This is a genomic window from Micromonospora sp. NPDC049891 (genome assembly GCF_040660295.1).
Lineage (GTDB): Bacteria > Actinomycetota > Actinomycetes > Mycobacteriales > Micromonosporaceae > Micromonospora.
Map to the genome: position 1 here is coordinate 1 of NZ_JBFAML010000011.1, position 17,237 is coordinate 17,237.

The window sequence follows — 17,237 nt, forward strand, 5'->3', positions numbered from 1 at the left end:
GCACCAGCATCGGCAGGCAGCCCATCAGCGGGTTGGCCTTCTCCACCCGGTAGAGCTCGACGAGTTCCTTCTGCAGGGTCTCGCGGTCGTCGCGGTGCCTGGCCTGGAGTTCGGCGATCCTCGGCTGCAACGCCTGCATGGCCCGCTGCGACCGGATCTGCTTGACGAAGACCGGAAACAGGATGATCCGGACGGTGAGCACCAGGAAGACGATGCCCAGCACCCACGACCAGGTGGTGCCGAGCGCGGACGCGTCGCCGAGCAGCCGCTGCCAGGCGGTGTGCCAGAACAGCAGGATCGCGGAGATGGCGTGGTAGATCATGGACATGGAACACCCCTCGAGATGCGACTACGACTGAAGTGAGCAGGAACTGTCACCAGCGGTCGCCGACGAGCGGCAGAGATGGGTGAGGTGAGGTGAGGCTCAGGCGACCGCGAGGATCGCGGCGGTCGGTGCTCTGGGGCGGGCCCGGCCGGCAGCGTCCGGATCGCGGTGTCGGGGGACCCCCATGCGGCCGGAGCGCTCTCGCAGCATCCGACGGGTGATCCGCAGATCGGGATCGGCCATCGCCCCCGGGAGCAGGACCGCGGCGGCGAGCAGGGCGGTCAGCAGTACGCCGGTCACCGCCGCCGTGCCGGAGAGCATGCTGGCGGCACCGGCGTCGGCCAACACGCCGACGAGGTACCAGAGCACGCCGAGCCCGATCACAGGGCAACCATATCCGGCCCACGCCAACGTTGGTGTCCAGGATGTCGGCGGTGCCCGACGCGGCCGGGAGCGGTACGGGACACCGCGTCAACCGTGCGGGTCCGGTTCGGCACGAAGGGCGGCGGTGGCCCGTACCGCCTTGACGATCGCCGGGATCGCGCCGATCAGCAGGACCAGCGCCCAGACGAGCGCGATGACCGCGAAGACGAGGGCGCCCAGCGAGTCGAGGATGCTCACCAGGATCACCGGCACCAGGTGATGCAGGAACTCCAGCACCACAGTGCAGAGCAGGCTGGTCAGGATCAGCAGGACCAGGCCCTTGTTCTGCAGGAACTTGGGTTGGGCCACGATCAGCAGCCCGGCCCAGGCGAGCTTGAGCAGCAGCGCCAGGCCGAGCAGCACCGCGGCGTCACCGACCGGGAAGAACCCCCACAGCGCCAGGTACGCCAGCGTGCCGAACGGTGGGGCCAGGAACAACGACACCATGATCGTCAGCTCGATGAACGCGAACACCAGCGCCAGCAGGGCCACGATGATCAGGACGATGGAGAAGATCAGGGTGGCGACGCCCTGGATCCGGCCGTGCAGCCGGTCCGGCAGCACCAGGCCCAGACAGAACAACCCGGTCGTCCAGAGCGCCGCCGCGTCGACAAGCGCCAGGTAGCCGGTACCACGGCCGGACGGCTCGCTGACCTCCCGTACGTCACCGACCTCGACACCGAGGTCGGCGGCGCTGCCGGCCAGTTCCGCCCCGGCGTCACCGCCGCCCAGCAGCAGCCCGGCCCCCACCTCCACGCCGACCGCCAGCACCAACGCCAGCATCGCCAACAGCAGGAACGGCTTGCGCAGCGCACCCATCCCGACCTCCCGCCTCAGTCCCGCGCGATGGTGACGAGGCACCCGACCGGACAACTCACAAGCACCGTGGTTTCCCGATCGACGGCGACGCGGGCCACGGCACCGCTGCCGTCGGCGGCCGGATCCACCTCGTCGGTGACGGTGAAGTCGGCGTCACCCGGAGCCGAGGCCCGTACCCTGAACGCCTGCGGACTGCGCAGCACCAGGGTGCGCAACCCACCCGGATCGGCGATCCGCAGCTCACAGCGACCGTTGATGACCAGCTGCCCGGTGGCGTCGGCGCAGTCCGCGTCCACCCCGGCCGGATCGACGACGCTTCGCCCGCCGCCGGCCCGGCCCAGCAGGTCGACAAGCGGATGCCGGGCCGCCGGATCACCCTGGTCGTCGCGACCCGCGCCCACCGCCACCGCGAACAGCACCACAAGCAGTACGCCCAGCGTCGCCAGCAGCGCCTTCTGCTGCCCGCTCATGTCGGCACTCCGCTTCGCTGCGTGCCGTCATGAGGCACCACCGCGCTGAGTTGATGATGCGCTCGCTGCCGCTCGCTCATGTCGGCACTCCGCTTCGCTGCGTGCCGTCATGAGGCACCACCGCGCTGAGTTGATGATTCGCTCGCTGCCGCTCGCTCATGTCGTCCTCCGCTCACCCTCCCGCCGGCCGACCACCTGGTCCATGTCCCGGACCGGTGCCGGACCGTCGACACCGGAACTGTCGGTCATCGCCTGTCGTCCGGTGCGACCTCGGTGAACCGGAGCATGTCGATGCCGGCGAAGTAGCGGTTCGTGCTCTGCGTCTTGCCGATCGCGACCAGAGTGATCTCATGCGTACCGGGGCCGAGCCGCACCCGACCCACGTCGACCCAGTCGGTGATCCGCACCGTCGGGGTGAACCCGATGAACGGGTCGCCGACCTGCCGGCCGTCGATCAGGAAGACCGTGTTGGCGTAGTCGAACGAGGTGGTCAGTACGGCGGAGAACTGCCAGGTCGCCTCGGCCGGCAGCTCCATCGTCACGGTCACCCGGTCGTTCACCGCACGGCCGAGGAAGAACAACTGGGCGTCCTGCGACCAGGTCACCTCGCAGCAGTTCTCCTGCACCATCACGGTGGCCCCGGAACCTGACGGCGACTCGACCCGGGCCCCGGTCACAAGCGTCTCCGCCTCGACCGTCACCACCTGCGCCTGCGGTGGTGGCTCGTCGTCGCGGGCCACCAGGAACACCACCACCGCCGAGACCACGAGCACCAACGCCGCCGCCGCGGCGATCCAGGGCCAGGGCGTACGCTTCGGCGGCGCCACCGCGCGTACCTCGTAGGTGACCCGGCCGCTGGAGCGGGAACTCTCCTCCGGCGCCGTGTTCGCCGAGTACGCGAACCCGGTCATGTCGTAGCGCCGGGGCGGCGTACCCGCCGGCACGGCCAGGCGGACCAGGAACGACACGGAGCCCTGGCCCGGTACCACCCGCTGTGGCTCGGTGACGGTGAACCACGACCGTTGCGTGCCCTCGCCGGGTGCCACGTCGAACACCACGGTGTCCGGCGCGACGCCCGGGTTGGAGACGGTGAAGGTCAGCTCACCGGCGTTGCGGACGTCCAGGGTGAACTGCTCGGCGGCGGCGACGACTGTCCATTCGGTGGTCATGACGGCTCCTCGGGAGCGGTGACGGGGGAGGCGGGAGCGGGCGGGCCGACGGTGGGCGACGGCACGCTGGCCCGGCCGACCGCCCGTTCGGACGGCACATCCTCGACCGTGATCTCGGCGGTGACGGCGGCCGGCTTCTCCGCCGCCACGATGCGGTCGACCAGGGCCAGCTGGTCGGCGGCGTCCGTGGGCACCCGGACGACCAGGTGGAAGGGTCGTTCGGCCGGCTCGTCGAGGACGAAGCCGGTGACCCCGGTGGCCAGCTCCAGGGCGGTCCGCAGACCGTCCGGTGTGCCCCGCCAGGCGGCGAGTGCGGCGCCGTGCGCCACCAGATCGCGCAGCCGGTTCAGCGGCAGCGGCAGGGGGACGTCCCGCCGGGGCGCGGTGACCAAGTGGTCCATCGCCACCCACCGGGCCAGGTACGCCACCATCGGCGCCGGAGCCTGGTACGGCGCGAAGAGCGCGTCGACCTCGGCCAGCACCGCCTCGTCCGGGGCGTGCAACGCCTCCATCACGTCCAGCAGCGCCCACAGCACGCTGCCCGGCACGGCTGCCCGCTGGTAGGCCGCGGGCAGCAGCCGCTCAATTGCCGCTCGTCGCATCCTGCCGCACCACCTCGATGTCGTGCTCGCCGGAGCAGAGCAGCCAGGTGTCCGGGACGGTCACCACGTCGGCCGTGGACTGGTTGGCGCTGGCCGACCACTCCACCGCCTGGTCACTGCGGTGCACGCCACGTTCCCCGCCGGCCAGCACCAGGCGCTCCGTCGCGCCGGTGGCGGCGACCGCGTCCACCGGCATGAACCGCGTCCGGTCGCGTAGCGGCAGCCCGCAGTTGACCGACACCGACGTCCACTGCGGTTGGGCGGCGAGGGTGTCCAGCCGGAGCACCCCGCCGCTCTGCGTCGCGGCCAGCGCGAGCGAACCGCTGAAGGCGAGGTCCCGGCAGGTGCCGCCGAGCCAGCCCGCCGACAGCGCCTGCCACTTCACATCGGACTCGAACAGCCGGGCTCGGAAACAGCCCTGGCCGGGTTTGTTCGGGTCCGGTTCACCGGCACCGCTCCACAGCAGGGTGGCCGGCCCGTCGTACTGCACGGCGAGCACCCGGTTGTCGACGTTGGCCAGTCCCACGTGGCCGAAGCTGCCGGGGCGGCCGGCGTTGTTGGACAGGTACACCCCGAAACCGGCCTGGGCGGCCACCGCCACCCCGGCCGCACCGCGCTCGGAGACGAACGCCCGCACCGCGTAGAAGCCCCGGTCCGCGTCGGCCGGATCGACAAGGATCTGCAACGGCACCGCACCCGGCAGCAGGGACACCTCGTACAGGCCGGTGTCGGTGGCGACCAGCAGCGCTCCCGCGCCGTCCCGGTCGATCCAGGCCAGGTCACCGATCCGCGAGTCCAGGTCCGCCAGCAGCGACCACGTCTCGCCCAGGTCGGTGCTCAGGTGCACCCGGGAACCGCCGCCGGTGCGTACCGTCGCCACCGCCACCGAACCGGCCCGGGGCACGATGCCCGGTCGCACCGGCGCGGGCGCCGGCACCACCCGCTGCACGGTCTCCCCGTCGAAGCGTCCCGCCGGTTCCCAACCGGCCCCCGCGTTGGTGGAGCGGAACAGCACCGCTCCGCTGCCGGCGTACCAGGTGCGGGGCTGGTACTGGTCGGCTGCGAGGGTCCGCACCTGCTTGTCCGGTGCCTCGTCGACCTCGAAGCGCACCGACTCGACGTAGCGCACCCCCGGCTCGGCGTGCTCCAGCAGGCGGTACACGTTCGACGCGCGCAGCGGCTCGCCGAACGCCCAGCCGGTCGGGTTGAGCGTGGTCGGCAGCGGGCTGAGCGTCTGGTGCAGGCGGTCGTGGATACGCCGGCGTACCGCGTCGACGTCCTCCTCCCGGCGGACGACCACCCGGCCCCGGATCGACACCGCCTTGTACCGCGCCCAGGTGGACCGGCAGGTGGTGCCCAGCGAACGGCGGCGTTCCAGGTCCGCCTCGACCCGCAACCGGACCTCCTCCACCTCGTGGTCGCGGAGCACCGCCACCGGCAGTTGACCGCCGGGCCGCGCGTCGTCGGGCACGTGCGGCACCAGTACCACCTCCACCTCCCCGGGCCGGGCGAAGCTGTAGACGGCGGCCCGGGTGAAGGCACGGGCCCGGCTCACCCCGCCGGAGGCGGTGGCCAGCACCTCGAAGTCCCGGGCGGTCACCGCGCGCTGCTGGGCGAAGAAGGCGTACGGCCCGCGCAGCAGCACCGACTCCATCGCCTCCATCTCCCGCCCACCGGCCGCCGGCAGTGGGTTGACCACCTTCACCCCCGGCAGCGGGTCACGCAGGCTGGTCAGGGTGCCGGCGGCCACGTTGCCGGCCGGCCCACCGCCCGCGCGGTACCACAGCCGGACCTGCCGCCCGGCCGGTGGCACCGCCGCCACCGCCCCGTCGCCGAAGGCCAGCGTCCCGCCGTCGGGACGCAGGTCCAGCGCCGGGGCGAACGTGACAGTGCCGGAGCACCGGTCCACCAGGTACGCCTTGTCCTGCGGGCCGAGGCCGGCGAAGCTGTCCACCGGCCGCCAGATCTCGAAGGTGCGCCCGTCGTGTTCCCGAGCCGCGGCGCCCAGCTCCACCGAGCCGGCCGGCACCTCGACACCGAGCAGCAGGTCCAGCGGTTCGGCGGTACGCGCCAGCGGCGCGTGTCCGGCGCGCAGCACCTGCCCCGGCTGCCCGGTACCCACACCCAGCAGTTCCGCCTCCACCGGCTCGCAGTGGTGCATTCGGACGGTCACCTCACGCTGCCCGGCGGCGAGCAGCGCCGGCTCGCAGGTGACGAAGACCACCGGCCGTGGGTCGGCCCCCCGGGCGGCGGCCACCCGGGTGCCGGCCGGGATCCGCAGCAGCGCCTCGTCCGTGCCGGTGCGGGTGAACCGGACGTCCGCCCAGGCCGCCGCCGGTGGGTGCCGGGTCACCCCGAGCAGGTTGAGAAAGGAGACGTACGCCTTTTCCGGCAACTGGTTCAGCCGGTAGATCATCACCTCGGTGAGGTGCGCGAACGCCTCCAGCAGCGCGACACCGGGGTCGTGCGCGGACAGGTCGGTCCACCCGGGGCAGGACTGTCGGATCCGGTCCCGGGCCTCGGTGACCAGTTCAAGGAAGGTCCGGTCGTCCAGGTGCGGCACGGGCAGCGTCATCGTGCCTCCTCGGTGTCGGCATCGGGACCGGTCGTCGGCCCGGCGGACGGGTCGTCGGCGGCGGGCAGCAGGTCGACCGAGAAGACCAGCTGACCGGGGGTGAGGCTGGCCCGGATCCGGTAGTCCAGCCGGATCACCAGACGCCACGGGTCGTCCGGATCAGGTCCGGCGTCGACGTCGAGCACGTCGACCCGGGGTTCCCAGCGCGCGATGGCGGCGCGGACATAGTGGATGGCCAACCCGGCGGTGGTGTCGTCGTTGGGCGCGAAGACCAGCCGGTGCAGGCGTGAGCCGTACCCGGGTCGCATCAGCCGCTCGCCCGGCGTGGTGGACAGCAGCAGGAACAACGCCTGGCGTACCGTCTCGTCGCCGTCGGTCATCGCCAGGCCGCCGGCCGCGGTCAACCCGAGCCCACCGCCCTGACCCGGGTCGAAGCCGGCACCGACGAACCGGATCGCCCTCACCTGTCGGCCCCCACGAAACGCTGCCGGGGATCGCGTACCCGGTAGGTGAACTGACCCGGTGGGCTGCCGTTGGTGAACCCGGACAGGTGCGACAGCACGACCCGTCGGCCGCCGACGCGTACCCAGTCGCTGTAGCCGGCCCGCACCGCCTCGGTGCCGGTGCACGGCTTGACCGTGGTCCCGTAGTTCGGGCACGCGACGATCTCCCGGCCCTTCGGGTCGTCGGCGACCAGCACCGGTACGCCGGCCACCGTGACCCATTCCTGGGACGCCCGGTTGCGGACCCGGCCGTCGTGGCTGCACCTGATCACCGAGTCGCGGTGGATCCAGCGCATCAGCTGCCTCCTTCGTGGTGGGCGCGGGCGAGCACCCGGGCCCGTTCGGCCGCGGTCTCCGGGTCCTCGACGGTCTCGGCGTGCAGGAAGTCGACGCTGCGGGCCCGGACGACCATCGCCCGACCCGGCGCGGACAGCACCAGATCGGTCGCGGCGTGCAGGGTGGCCAGCTGCGGGGTCAGTTCCAGCCAGCTGCCGGCGTCGGTGCTCAGTCGCAGGCTGCGCGCCACGTCGTCGACGACCACCTGCTGACCACCGGCGGTACGCAGCGACCAGCGCCGGGCCCGCCCGTCGTCGATCCCGGTGTCGTACGGCTCGACGGTGCCGAACAGCGAGCCGAGCACCACTCCGGAGGCCGGCTCACCACCGGGCAGCACCACAAGCACGCTGTCCTGCGGATCGGGCAACGCGACAAGCCCCTTGCCCCGGCCGGCTCCCGGACACAGCACCGCCAGCCAGCCGGCGTCCGCGTCGCCGTACGCGGGCAGTTCCACCCGTACCCGGCCCAGGCCGTCCGGGTCGGTCACGTCGGTGACGGTGCCGAGAGTGACCACCGCCGGTGCCGGCGAACCGGTACGCGGTGCTGGTGGCGGCATTGTGGAGAAGCGGCTCAGGTGACCGTTCGCGTCGACGGTGTGGATCGCCTCCGTCAGCACGTACGTGCCGGCCACCGGCTCGGCCACCCCGGTCAGGCGGATCCGACGGCCGGGCCGTAGCGCGGGATTGCCCTCGGCCGTGCCGTCGGCGGTGACCAGGGCGGCGGCCCGGGTGTCGAGCCGGGCCTGGGCCAGCGCGGCGATCTCGTCGTCGCTGCGCCCCGGCTGGTCCAGGGCGGTACGGGTGCCGTCGGCGCCGACGTCGGCCGGATCGGGATCCACCGGGGTGCGCCGCCCGCAGCGGGGGCTGCCGACGCGCTGGGCGATCGCCTCGGCCCGCTGCGGGTGCCAGCCCAGCGCCGCGCTCTCCCCGGCAGCGCTGTCGGCGTTCACCGACAACCGCAGGCCGTGCACGTCGCGGCCCAGCTCCAGGGGGATCGCTTCGCCGTGGCCGTCCAGCGTGACCAGTCGCAGCACGTCACCGTCGAGGCTCAGGTGCAGCCCGGCCCGTCCGGCCACCTCCACCAGCAGATCCAGGTCGCTGGGCCGGTGGTGCGGCAGGCGGTCCAGCTGCGGCCCGTCCACCTCCGCCTCGACGCGCAGCCCGAGGTCGGCGCAGAGTTCCGAGGCCAGCTCGGCGGCGGTGACCGACTCGAAGACCCGGATCCGTTGCCGCTTGCGCAGCCGGTGCAGCAGGTCGTACCCGCGCACCCGCAGCGTGGCCGCGCCGTCGGCGGCGTACTCGACCTCGACGGCGGTGACCTCTCCGGTGAACAGTGCCTCGGGGTGCCCGTCGAGGCGGACGTCCAGGCTCGCGCCGACGTGCACCGGTCCCGTCAGTGCGGCGGTGCCGGGGCTGGTACGCAGCGCCACCTCGCACTGGGTGGGCCGGTTCAGGCGGGCGGCCACCCGTACCGAGGTGACCCGGCCGGCCACCGTGTCGGGCAGCGATCTGCCGTCGAGCAGCACGGTGAGCGCCCGGGGCGCGGCGGCGGTCACGACCCGGTCCCGGGAGAGGTGGCGGATGCTGTCGCCGCCGGTCCGGTGCCGGGCAGCGGCGGTACGGCGAGAGCGGTGCCGGCGGGCACGGCCAGCGGGTCGGTGATCCGGTTGTGCTCGGCCAGCAGCCGCCAACGCAGCGGGGAGCCCAGCGCGTCGTGGGCGAGCAGATCGAAGCGTACGCCCGACGTGTCGGTGTCGGCGGTGCCGTCGCCGGCGGCCACCACGGCCGTGCCCGGGGCGACGGTGGGGGTCTGTGCGGCGGACAGTTCCTCGGCGAAGCCCTCCTCGGCGCGGCGGGCGTCCTCCGCCACCCGGACCAGCTTGAGCCGCAGCCACGAGCGGCGCGGCGAGCCGGTGGCGGTGAACGCGTCGAAGCGCTCCGCCACGGCGACGATCACACCGGGCACGTTCCAGGTCTTGCCCCAGACCATCCGCACCAGCGGTGGACGGAGCCAGCCGTGTTCCACAGCCGAGTTCTCCGCCAGCATCCACAGTGGTCGGGTGAGCGCCCGGACGTCGGTGGGCCGCACCTGCCCCTCGGCGAAGTCGATGTCAAAGAGCAGGTCCAGCACGAGTTCGGTGCGCCCACCGCCGGTGAACAGCAGCGGATCGTCGGCCAGCCCGGCACCGGTGAGCTGGCCGTCCGAGCCACCCCGCTGACGCACCCCGGCGAGGCGGGTCACCTGCACGGTCTCCGGGTTGAGCAGACAGTCGATCCGTTCGCCGGTGTCGATGAGGAAGGCCACCCGTTGCATCAGTCACCTGCCTGTTCGCCGTCGAGCCGCCGCATCCGGTGCTCGTCGCCACCGACCGGCTCGGACACCGTCCACAGCGCCCGGTCGTCGGGCAGGGCCGGCCACGGGTCGGGCGCGGTACGCCCACCCCGCGCCGGCTGTGCCGACTCCAGTTCCGGCCAGCGCAGGTCCGCGCCCACGGGCCAGCGTCCGTCGCCGGTGGGAAGCCCACTGCCGGGCCAGCGTCCATCGCCGTTGAAAGGCCCGTTGGGGCGGTCGCCGGGTCGGATCCGGTGTCCCGCCCAGCCGTCCCCGCCCGGCAGGCGGATGTCGGCTGTCCGCTGGTGTTCGGCCACCAACCGGAGCACCGCGCGGTGCTCCGGTACGGCCCCGGTCGGGCGCGGCTCCGCAGTAGTCGGCGGCGGCCCGGCGTTCCACCGGTCCCGCCCGGCGGAAGGCGGGCCGGCCACGTCAGCGGGCTGGCCCGCTGGTCCGGCGGGCCAGCCCGCTGCCTCGACCTGCCGGCTCGCAGGGCCGGTGTGCGGGGCCGGTGTGGGCGCCGGGGAGTCCGGAAGCGAGGGCCCCGCCGTGGCCGGAGCTGCTCCGGGCCGCTGCGGAATGATGCGGAACCGGGCCCTGGTCGTGCCCCGGTCCGTCCCCGCCGATCTCCACGCCGGCTCGGCCGGGCCTCGATCCGGTGCGGGCGTCGCAGCCCCGTCGTGGGTATCCGTCGCGGCTGTTGCCGCCTCTTCCGCTCCCCGGACCCTCGTCGCGCGGCGCCACCGTTGGCGGACGTCGCCCGGCCCACCCATGCCGCCCGGCCCACCCGGACCGACTGGCGCGCCCGGACCGCCCGGCCCGCCCGGCCCGCCGGGTCCGGGGGGCTCCGGACCGAGTCGGGATGTTCCCCTGTGGTCCCTTTGCTCTGCTTCAATCGGCGCACCGGTCGACGTCCGGATACCGGACGGCGGGTGATGCGTGGGGTGAAGCAGAGCAAAGGACGTGGGGGAGTGGGTGGCGGGTGCCGGCCCGGAGGTCGGCGAGTGCTCGGTGGACCGCAGGTCCGCGTCGCCGGCCATTCCCGGATGAGCAGTCGTGCCGGGTCGGTGAGCGGGCCCGGCGGCTGCGCCGACCGACATCACGGGCGGATGCTCCGGACCGTCCGCGCCGCCCCCGGCCGAGGGACCGGCGCGATCCGCGTCCGGCCGGCCGCCGCCGTCCGACCCCTGGTGGTACGCCCGGGCCGGCCCGGACACGACGTCTGCCGGTGGGTCGAGGGCCAGGTCCCGCAGCAGGCCGGGGGCGTGGGCGGTGACCACCCGCAGCCAGTGCTCGGGCGGCTGCCCCGGTCGCCGAGGCCGATCACCGGGCTCAGCGGCGGCCCGACCGACAGGGCCCGACCGATCGACAGTGCCTGACCGATCGACAGTGCCTGACCGATCGACAGTGCCTGACCGATCGGACGATCTGACCGGCGGCACCGGGGCGGTGGAGTCGACCGCACCGGCGAGACGGTCCACGGCAGCCGCCGCGGACCGGAGGCGATCGGCCAGCCAGTTACGCGGGCGTCGGCGCGGCACCACCGGCCTCCAGTTCCAGGCTCTCGTAGCGCAGCGTCAGTGCCGCGATGGCGATCTCCTGACCGAGCGTGTTCAGGTGGGCGCCGCGCCAGTTGGTGGGCCATGCGTTGATCAGGTTCCAGCGCAGCACTTCCGCCGTGCCGGCGGCGTCGAGCAGTACCACCGAGACGTTGCGGCGGCTGACCGTGCCCCGGGCGACCGCGTGCACCCAGTCCCACAGCTCCCGCGACGCGGTGAGGCCGAAGTGCAGGGTGACCGGTCCGTACTCCACCTGGCCCGGGACCATCCGGATCCGGTCGTTGCCCTGCTCCCGGTACGGCACCGCCGGGATGTTCACCTCCAGGCCGCTGACCTCGGTGAAGTGGCCGTTCGTCACCCCGTTGACCAGGAGCTTGAAGTTGTAGGCGCGGTACGGGTCGACCGGGGTGCCCGGCTGTGGAGTGGCCGTGGTCGGCATGTCAGCCTCCAATCGTCTCGGTCTCGGTGCCGCCGGCCCACTGGCTCAGCTTGAACACCACGAACTCCGCGGGCTTGACCACGGCGATGCCGATGTGGGCGACCACCATGCCGGCGTCGCGGACGTCGGCCGGGTTGGTCTCCTCGTCGCACTTGACGAAGAACGCCTCCTCGGGAGTACGTCCCAGCAGCGCACCGTCGCGCCACACCCGGGTGAGGAAGGCACCGATGTCCCGCCGGATGGATCGCCACAGCGTGTAGTCGTTCGGCTCGAAGACCATCCACCGGGTGCCGTTGGCGATGGCCTGCTCGATGGCGATGGAGAGCCGCCGGACGTTGAGGTATCGCCACTCGCTTGCCTCGGCGGCGAGGGTACGGGCGCCCCAGACCCGGATGCCCTCGCCGGGGAAGTACCTGATGACGTTGACGCCCTTGGGGTTGAGCACGTCGTGCTCGGCCCGGGTGACCAGGTGACCCAGGTCGACCGCTCCCCGAACCGGCTCGTTGGCAGGTGCCTTGTGCACTCCGCGCAGGGCGTCGGTGCGGGCCCAGATGCCAGCGACGTGCCCGCTCGGCGGGGTGAGCACCAGGTCGCCACTGAGCGGGTCGCGGACCCGCAGCCACGGGTAGTAGAGGGCGCCGAAGTCCGACTGTCGGGGTCGGTGCGACACCGGACCGCTACCCCCGCCGCCGCTGCCGCCCCCGCCGCTGCCGCCACCGGCGGTTTCCGCCTCGGTGGTGTCGCTCGGCTTCGCCGGCCGGCCCGAACCGGGCGTGGCGACCCGGGTGAGGGTGGAGATGTCGTCGATGTCGGGTGCCGGGTCGCAGATGGCGACCATGGTGCGGGTGCGCTCGGCCAAGCTCAGCAGCGCCTCGTGGGAGACCGGGTCGTGGAAGCCGGGAGCGGCCAGGATGGAGATCTCGTCGACCGCCTCCAGCAGGTCCAGACCGGCGCGCTTGCGGCCGGTGCCGGAGACGGCGCCGCCCTCGCCGACGTTCACCACCCAGCAGCGGGTACCACCGTTGTCCAGGAAACCGAAGACGGCCCGGGCCAGCGGTGTGCTCTCCAACTGGTCACCGTCGGCGTAGAGCCGGAGGAAGTCGGTCCAGTTGTTCACCGCCAGGGCCTCGCCGAGATGGGCGTTACGGTCGGGCGCGACGCCGACGAAAGCCGCCGTGCTGGTGCCGACCGGTCCGATCGGCCGGGCACCACTTGGCACCTCCTCGACGTAGATGCCGGGCGAGAAGTAGGTGGGCATTGGTCCTCCCGTGCTTGTCGGTTCGGCGGATCAGTGGGTCGGCGGCGCGCAGACGATGACGATGTCGGCTTCGGTCGGGTCGACCTCGGCGGTGAGCACCTGTCCCCGGCCGGTGAGTCGGAGGCGGACCGGTGCCGGATGGTCCGGATCGTGGGGTACGCCGACGACCCGGAAGCGGCCCGCCGGATCGGTCCGCGTCGCGTACGGCTGGCCGACGACCTCGACCCGCATCTCGGCGAGCGGCTGCTCGGCCGGGCCGACCACGCGTCCGTCGAAGGTCAGCATCTCCAACTGCCGCAGCCGCAGCGGTCGTAGCACCGGTGCGGCCGGCTGGGTCGGATGGGTGACCTGGATCGGCACGTCGATGAGCAACGCCGGCCGGGGCGGTGCCGCGAAGGCCGCCCACAGGGCCGGGTCGCCGGCTTCCAGCACCAGCGTGCGCCCGCCCGTGCCGGTGGCCGCGACGAGCACCCGGTCCAGCGCGGTCAGGGCCTCCGGTCCGCCGGCGGCCAGCAGGTAGCGCACCGTGAGCCGGTACGGCTCAGGGCCGCCACTGCCCCGGGTCTGCCGGGCCGGCCGGATGTCCAGCGGCCACAGGGTCAACCGGCTCGGGTCGGCGTCGGGCCGGGGCGGGCCGACCGGGACGACGTCACCCGCCGCCCCGGCCAGCCACGCCGCCAACTCGGCGGTGGCGGTGGAGATCGGACCGTCGTCGGTCATCGCGGCGGCGTCCCCTGGATCCGGTACGCGATGGCCTCGTTCCACACGTGCGGGTAGACGCCGATCTCGAAGTACCGGGTGAAGCGGTTGATCGGCGCGCCCGTGTGGTCGTGGTACAGCAGCCAGACCGGCGCGATGGTGAACAGCACGTAGTTGGCCACGACCAGCGGGATGTACAGCGGGCCGAGCAGCCGGGCCTGGAAGATGTGCACGTCCTCGTGGCGCTGGATGCCGGGACCGGAGCCGGCGCAGACCGTGCCGAGCGTCGTGGCGTAGCGGGGGGAGACCCCCTCGACCACGTTCACCCGGCAGCTGTGCCGCGAGGTGGCCCGGTCCAGCGAGTGGCCGAACACCAGGTGCAGGGCCAGGTAGATCCCGCCGACGAGAGTGTTCAGCAGGCTCCAGGTGTGATCGACGACGAAGAGGAACACACCGCGTGGGCTGACCGCGTAGACCTCCGCCGCGGCGACGGCCCAGCCGAAGACCGCGCCGACGAGCAGGCCGATGCCCGCGCCGACGAGCAGCCCGACGCCGCCGCCGACGAGTTGGCCGAGCACTGCGCCCGCAGCGACGTGAACGGCGGCGCTGAGGATTCCGAAGACCATGGCCGGCTCCTCTCAGGCCCAGGAGCGGACGAATCGGGGCTCGTTGCCCTGAGCGAGCTGGATCGGCGTCGCCTGGCGGTTGCCGGGGGGCAGCTGGTTGATGCCCAGCGCGGCGGAGAAGATGACCAGGCCGTTGAAGAACGCGATGATCCACTTTTCGGCGCCCACCTCGGTGGCGAAGGCCGCGGTGAGGTACGACAGCGCGAGCGCGATGCCCAGCGCGATCCACTTGCGGGCCTTGTCGGCGCTCGGGCCGATCAGTCCGCCGATGACGTTTGTGGTGAGCAGCGTCGCGGCGCTGGCGCCGGTGAGACTGCCCAGGGCCGCCCAGGTGAAGAGATCGTTCATCGCCGATCCCCCTTCGGTGTTGCGTACTGCGGGGTGGAGTGTGGGTGAGATGCCGCCCACGCGCGGGCGACATGCCGGCGGTCAGCCGGCGTCCGGCGGGCCGGTATGCGTGGTGGCCGGCGTCACCGGTGTGGGTCCGCCGGCCGGGGGTGTGGCACTCTCGGGCGGTGCGCCGCCGGTACGGGAGCGGCGGAGCAGGAACGTCACCAGCACCGCGACGAGCAGCAGTGCCACCGTGCCGGCGACGACCAGCAGCCAGGGGAACCCGCCGCCGGAGTCCGCTCCGGCCGCGGTGGACGGTCGGGGCGGCGCCTCGGCCACGGCGCGCAGTTCGGCGGGCTTCTGTTCGTTGGGCTTGACCCGCCAGGTGACCGTCCGGTCGTTGACCTGACCGCCGGTGCTGGCGTCCAGGACGCGGCCGGGGAAGGTCACGGCGATCTCGAACGACATCAACAACATGAATCGTTCTTGATTCTTCGGGTCCTGTTCGGCCACTTTTCCGCCGTACTTCTTCGGGTCCAGCGGAAGGGTGAACACGTACCGGTCGTCGGCGCGGACGATGCTCAGACTTTCGCTGTCGAATTGGTTCAGCGGCACGTTTCGGTAGTTGATCAGGGAACCGAAGTGGGTGGCGTCCTCGTACCGGGTCTCGGGGCCGGCGGGTAGCGCTGGTATGTTCTGCCGGAGCTCGGCGAAGCCCGCCTCGACCGGCCTGTTGTTCAAGGTCAGGACGTTCCGCTCGGCGGTGAGGAGAAGTTGGCCGCTCACCGTGTCGTCGGCGTTGACGGTCAGCCCGGCATTGAGTTGCATGCAGCCGGAAAGGGCCGCCACCAGCACGAGACACGCCGCGCCACGGAGTGTCCTGACGCGCCAGAGCCCCGAATTCATGGGCTCAGTGTGTGCTCTCCCCGTCCGAGTCATCAGTCAGCGATCAGTCACATGCAAGTCGCCGATCTTACCGGGACCCCGTCACATTCGGCCGAGGTCGCGAACCGGGAAAATCGATATTCTGAAAGGTTGGTCGCAATTCGTGGTCGGCCGGGCGGGGTGGCCGTGGATAGGCTGCCGTCATGGTGTCCGTTTCCTGCGTGCTGTTGGTGGACCGGCACGGGCGGCTACTGATGCAGCTGCGCGACTCCCATGCCCGGTATCACCCGGACGTCTGGGGACTGCCGGGTGGGCACGCGGAGCCGGGGGAGACCCCCGAGCAGACCGCGCTGCGTGAGCTGAACGAGGAGACAGGGCTGCGGCCGACGGCCGGCACGCTGCTGGCCTTCGCCCGTCAGGAAGTCCCCGAGCACGGACGCGTCAAGCACTACTTCTGTGCGGCGACCCGGGCGGGACAGCGGGACGTGGTGCTCGGCGAGGGAGCCGCCCTGGTCTTCCTGCCCGCCGCCGAGATCCTCGACGAACGCCCGTACACCCCGGGTACCCGGGAGGTGCTGGCCCGTTTCCTGGGCTCGCCGGAGTACGCCCGGCTCACCGCACTGGCCGCGACCGACTGAACGGCCCGGGAGCCGTGCCCGGTGCGGCCCTCGGCACCGATTCGGGTGGCGTCGGGTTCGGTCAGGCGGGTCGAGGCGGATGCCAGTCGGCGTGGCGGGCCATGCCCCGTAGCGCCGTCCGGCTCGGTGTCAGGCGCAGCATCGTGTTGCGAACCGCGATGGCCGCCGGGTGTCGCAGTTCCTGCCCGAACCGGGCGGTGCGGGAGGCCGCGCGGGCGATGGCCTGGCTGCGGGGCCGGCGCAGCCGGTCGTACGCGTCAAGTGCCGCCGGCACGTCGACCGTCGGACCGGCCACCGCGCCCAGGGTGACCGCGTCCTCGATCGCCTGACAGGCGCCCTGCCCCAGATGGGGGGTCATGGCGTGCGCCGCGTCACCGAGCAGGGCCACCCGGCCGCGCACGTAGCCGGGCAGCGGTGTGGCCAGGTGGTACAGGTCGTTGCGCAGCACCTCGTCGGGCCGGGTGGTTGCGAGCAGTGCCGGTACCGGATCGTGCCAGTGGCCGAAGCGTTCGCGTACGTCGGCCAGCTCGTCGGCGGCGTGCCCGCCGGGCGGGGCGGTGATCGCGGCGTACCAGTAGACCTGCCCGTCGCCGAGTGGGACGGTGCCGAACTCGCTGCCGGGCCCCCAACTGACCGCCGCGGGGACCGGCTCGTCGAAGGCGATCGCGGCGCGCCAGGCGGTGGAGCCGGCGTACGCCGGTGGCGGGGTGTCCGGCCAGAGTCGGGTACGCAACGCGCTGCGCAGCCCGTCGGCGCCGACCACCAGATCGGCACGTACCTCGGTCGGCTCACCGTCGCGCTCGTAGCGCACGGTGCCGCTTGCCGGATCGGCGTCGCGCACCGTGCAGCCGGTCCACAGCACCTCGTCCGGCAACGCCTCGCGTAACACCCGGTGCAGGGCACCCCGGTGCACGCCGAGGGCCGTGGTGCCGAGCACGCGCTCCAACTCGGCCGCGTCCACCCGGGACAGCCAGCGCCCGTCCCAGCTACGGAGCCCGCCGGTGGCGCCGTCGCACCCCAGCCGGCGCACCTCGCCGCCGAGGCCGAGGGCGTCCAACCCGCGGACGGCGTTCGCCATCAGGGTGATGCCCGCGCCGACCTCACGCGGCTCGGGGGCCCGCTCCAGCACGGTGACCCGCCAGCCCCGTCGGTGCAGTGCGAGGGCGGCGGCCAGCCCGCCGATGCCCGCCCCGGCCACGACCGCTCGCCTCTCCGCCACGGAAACCACCCTTCTACTCCTGTAGAAGTGC

Annotated in this window: 21 protein-coding genes; 2 read left to right on the plus strand and 19 right to left on the minus strand. The window is 72.8% G+C overall.

The window, feature by feature from the left end; translation table 11 throughout:
* From yidC to AB0I71_RS16235, 12 genes are all read right to left on the minus strand, one after another.
* Positions 1 to 328 (minus strand): membrane protein insertase YidC (yidC, locus tag AB0I71_RS16180; RefSeq protein ID WP_357585256.1); only part of this gene is annotated, 328 nt, incomplete at its 3' end.
* Between the two features lie 96 nt (positions 329 to 424).
* A complete protein-coding gene (locus AB0I71_RS16185) occupies positions 425 to 709 on the minus strand; it encodes a DUF6412 domain-containing protein (protein ID WP_357585257.1) in 285 nt (94 codons plus the stop codon).
* A gap of 87 nt (positions 710 to 796) precedes the next feature.
* Positions 797 to 1,567, minus strand: a complete 771-nt coding sequence (locus AB0I71_RS16190; RefSeq protein ID WP_357585258.1) for a hypothetical protein — start codon at positions 1,565 to 1,567, stop codon at positions 797 to 799.
* Between the two features lie 14 nt (positions 1,568 to 1,581).
* Positions 1,582 to 2,037, minus strand: coding sequence for a hypothetical protein (locus AB0I71_RS16195; protein ID WP_357585260.1), 456 nt, complete (start codon positions 2,035 to 2,037; stop codon positions 1,582 to 1,584).
* A gap of 245 nt (positions 2,038 to 2,282) precedes the next feature.
* Positions 2,283 to 3,206: a hypothetical protein gene (locus AB0I71_RS16200; RefSeq protein ID WP_357585262.1), complete on the minus strand. Its 924-nt coding sequence runs from the start codon at positions 3,204 to 3,206 to the stop codon at positions 2,283 to 2,285.
* Positions 3,203 to 3,808 carry a phage tail protein gene (locus AB0I71_RS16205; RefSeq protein WP_357585264.1) on the minus strand — a complete coding sequence of 202 codons (606 nt, stop codon included), beginning with the start codon at positions 3,806 to 3,808 and terminating at the stop codon, positions 3,203 to 3,205. The genes AB0I71_RS16200 and AB0I71_RS16205 overlap by 4 nt, the downstream gene beginning before the upstream one ends.
* Positions 3,789 to 6,383, minus strand: a complete 2,595-nt coding sequence (locus AB0I71_RS16210; protein WP_357585266.1) for a putative baseplate assembly protein — start codon at positions 6,381 to 6,383, stop codon at positions 3,789 to 3,791. The genes AB0I71_RS16205 and AB0I71_RS16210 overlap by 20 nt, the downstream gene beginning before the upstream one ends.
* Positions 6,380 to 6,847, minus strand: coding sequence for a GPW/gp25 family protein (locus tag AB0I71_RS16215; RefSeq protein WP_357585268.1), 468 nt, complete (start codon positions 6,845 to 6,847; stop codon positions 6,380 to 6,382). The genes AB0I71_RS16210 and AB0I71_RS16215 overlap by 4 nt, the downstream gene beginning before the upstream one ends.
* The gene (locus tag AB0I71_RS16220; protein ID WP_357585270.1) at positions 6,844 to 7,182 is read right to left on the minus strand and encodes a hypothetical protein; all 339 of its coding nucleotides are present in this window, start codon (positions 7,180 to 7,182) and stop codon (positions 6,844 to 6,846) included. The genes AB0I71_RS16215 and AB0I71_RS16220 overlap by 4 nt, the downstream gene beginning before the upstream one ends.
* Positions 7,182 to 8,777: a phage baseplate assembly protein V gene (locus tag AB0I71_RS16225; protein WP_357585272.1), complete on the minus strand. Its 1,596-nt coding sequence runs from the start codon at positions 8,775 to 8,777 to the stop codon at positions 7,182 to 7,184. The genes AB0I71_RS16220 and AB0I71_RS16225 overlap by 1 nt, the downstream gene beginning before the upstream one ends.
* Positions 8,774 to 9,535: a hypothetical protein gene (locus AB0I71_RS16230; protein WP_357585274.1), complete on the minus strand. Its 762-nt coding sequence runs from the start codon at positions 9,533 to 9,535 to the stop codon at positions 8,774 to 8,776. The genes AB0I71_RS16225 and AB0I71_RS16230 overlap by 4 nt, the downstream gene beginning before the upstream one ends.
* Positions 9,535 to 9,984: a hypothetical protein gene (locus AB0I71_RS16235; RefSeq protein WP_357585276.1), complete on the minus strand. Its 450-nt coding sequence runs from the start codon at positions 9,982 to 9,984 to the stop codon at positions 9,535 to 9,537. Before AB0I71_RS16235 ends, AB0I71_RS16230 begins: the two co-directional genes overlap by 1 nt.
* Positions 9,985 to 10,599: 615 nt before the next feature.
* Here AB0I71_RS16235 and AB0I71_RS16240 point away from each other — a divergent pair.
* Positions 10,600 to 10,932 carry a hypothetical protein gene (locus AB0I71_RS16240; protein ID WP_357585278.1) on the plus strand — a complete coding sequence of 111 codons (333 nt, stop codon included), beginning with the start codon at positions 10,600 to 10,602 and terminating at the stop codon, positions 10,930 to 10,932.
* A 139-nt stretch (positions 10,933 to 11,071) separates the two neighbouring features.
* On the opposite strand, the gene AB0I71_RS16245 is transcribed toward AB0I71_RS16240, so the two are convergent.
* The 6 genes from AB0I71_RS16245 to AB0I71_RS16270 form a co-directional block, all read right to left on the minus strand.
* Positions 11,072 to 11,551 (minus strand): phage tail protein, encoded by a 480-nt coding sequence (locus AB0I71_RS16245; protein WP_093402636.1) that lies wholly within the window; start codon positions 11,549 to 11,551, stop codon positions 11,072 to 11,074.
* A gap of 1 nt (position 11,552) precedes the next feature.
* Positions 11,553 to 12,809, minus strand: a complete 1,257-nt coding sequence (locus tag AB0I71_RS16250; protein ID WP_357585280.1) for a phage tail sheath subtilisin-like domain-containing protein — start codon at positions 12,807 to 12,809, stop codon at positions 11,553 to 11,555.
* Between the two features lie 30 nt (positions 12,810 to 12,839).
* Positions 12,840 to 13,529, minus strand: coding sequence for a carboxypeptidase regulatory-like domain-containing protein (locus AB0I71_RS16255; protein ID WP_357585282.1), 690 nt, complete (start codon positions 13,527 to 13,529; stop codon positions 12,840 to 12,842).
* Entirely contained in the window at positions 13,526 to 14,134 is a 609-nt protein-coding gene (locus AB0I71_RS16260) for a glycine zipper family protein (RefSeq protein ID WP_357585284.1), read from the minus strand. The genes AB0I71_RS16255 and AB0I71_RS16260 overlap by 4 nt, the downstream gene beginning before the upstream one ends.
* Positions 14,135 to 14,146: 12 nt before the next feature.
* The gene (locus AB0I71_RS16265; protein ID WP_357585286.1) at positions 14,147 to 14,482 is read right to left on the minus strand and encodes a hypothetical protein; all 336 of its coding nucleotides are present in this window, start codon (positions 14,480 to 14,482) and stop codon (positions 14,147 to 14,149) included.
* A gap of 81 nt (positions 14,483 to 14,563) precedes the next feature.
* Positions 14,564 to 15,370, minus strand: coding sequence for a DUF3153 domain-containing protein (locus tag AB0I71_RS16270; protein ID WP_357585288.1), 807 nt, complete (start codon positions 15,368 to 15,370; stop codon positions 14,564 to 14,566).
* Positions 15,371 to 15,552: 182 nt separating this feature from the next.
* Here AB0I71_RS16270 and AB0I71_RS16275 point away from each other — a divergent pair, with 182 nt between their 5' ends.
* Complete coding sequence (locus tag AB0I71_RS16275; protein WP_357585290.1) at positions 15,553 to 15,987, plus strand: NUDIX domain-containing protein; 435 nt, start codon at positions 15,553 to 15,555, stop codon at positions 15,985 to 15,987.
* A gap of 61 nt (positions 15,988 to 16,048) precedes the next feature.
* On the opposite strand, the gene AB0I71_RS16280 is transcribed toward AB0I71_RS16275, so the two are convergent.
* Positions 16,049 to 17,206 carry an FAD-dependent oxidoreductase gene (locus tag AB0I71_RS16280; protein WP_357585292.1) on the minus strand — a complete coding sequence of 386 codons (1,158 nt, stop codon included), beginning with the start codon at positions 17,204 to 17,206 and terminating at the stop codon, positions 16,049 to 16,051.
* Positions 17,207 to 17,237: the final 31 nt, after the last annotated feature.

Excerpts from the sequence above, each read along its gene's own strand:
- AB0I71_RS16190 (WP_357585258.1), bottom strand. The coding sequence starts at position 1,567 with ATGGGTGCGCTGCGCAAGCCGTTCCTGCTGTTGGCGATGCTGGCGTTG.
- AB0I71_RS16195 (WP_357585260.1), bottom strand. The coding sequence starts at position 2,037 with ATGAGCGGGCAGCAGAAGGCGCTGCTGGCGACGCTGGGCGTACTGCTT.
- AB0I71_RS16200 (WP_357585262.1), bottom strand. The coding sequence starts at position 3,206 with ATGACCACCGAATGGACAGTCGTCGCCGCCGCCGAGCAGTTCACCCTG.
- AB0I71_RS16205 (WP_357585264.1), bottom strand. The coding sequence starts at position 3,808 with ATGCGACGAGCGGCAATTGAGCGGCTGCTGCCCGCGGCCTACCAGCGG.
- AB0I71_RS16210 (WP_357585266.1), bottom strand. The coding sequence starts at position 6,383 with ATGACGCTGCCCGTGCCGCACCTGGACGACCGGACCTTCCTTGAACTG.
- AB0I71_RS16220 (WP_357585270.1), bottom strand. The coding sequence starts at position 7,182 with ATGCGCTGGATCCACCGCGACTCGGTGATCAGGTGCAGCCACGACGGC.
- AB0I71_RS16230 (WP_357585274.1), bottom strand. The coding sequence starts at position 9,535 with ATGCAACGGGTGGCCTTCCTCATCGACACCGGCGAACGGATCGACTGT.
- AB0I71_RS16240 (WP_357585278.1), top strand. The coding sequence starts at position 10,600 with ATGAGCAGTCGTGCCGGGTCGGTGAGCGGGCCCGGCGGCTGCGCCGAC.
- AB0I71_RS16245 (WP_093402636.1), bottom strand. The coding sequence starts at position 11,551 with ATGCCGACCACGGCCACTCCACAGCCGGGCACCCCGGTCGACCCGTAC.
- AB0I71_RS16250 (WP_357585280.1), bottom strand. The coding sequence starts at position 12,809 with ATGCCCACCTACTTCTCGCCCGGCATCTACGTCGAGGAGGTGCCAAGT.
- AB0I71_RS16255 (WP_357585282.1), bottom strand. The coding sequence starts at position 13,529 with ATGACCGACGACGGTCCGATCTCCACCGCCACCGCCGAGTTGGCGGCG.
- AB0I71_RS16260 (WP_357585284.1), bottom strand. The coding sequence starts at position 14,134 with ATGGTCTTCGGAATCCTCAGCGCCGCCGTTCACGTCGCTGCGGGCGCA.
- AB0I71_RS16265 (WP_357585286.1), bottom strand. The coding sequence starts at position 14,482 with ATGAACGATCTCTTCACCTGGGCGGCCCTGGGCAGTCTCACCGGCGCC.
- AB0I71_RS16270 (WP_357585288.1), bottom strand. The coding sequence starts at position 15,370 with ATGAATTCGGGGCTCTGGCGCGTCAGGACACTCCGTGGCGCGGCGTGT.
- AB0I71_RS16275 (WP_357585290.1), top strand. The coding sequence starts at position 15,553 with ATGGTGTCCGTTTCCTGCGTGCTGTTGGTGGACCGGCACGGGCGGCTA.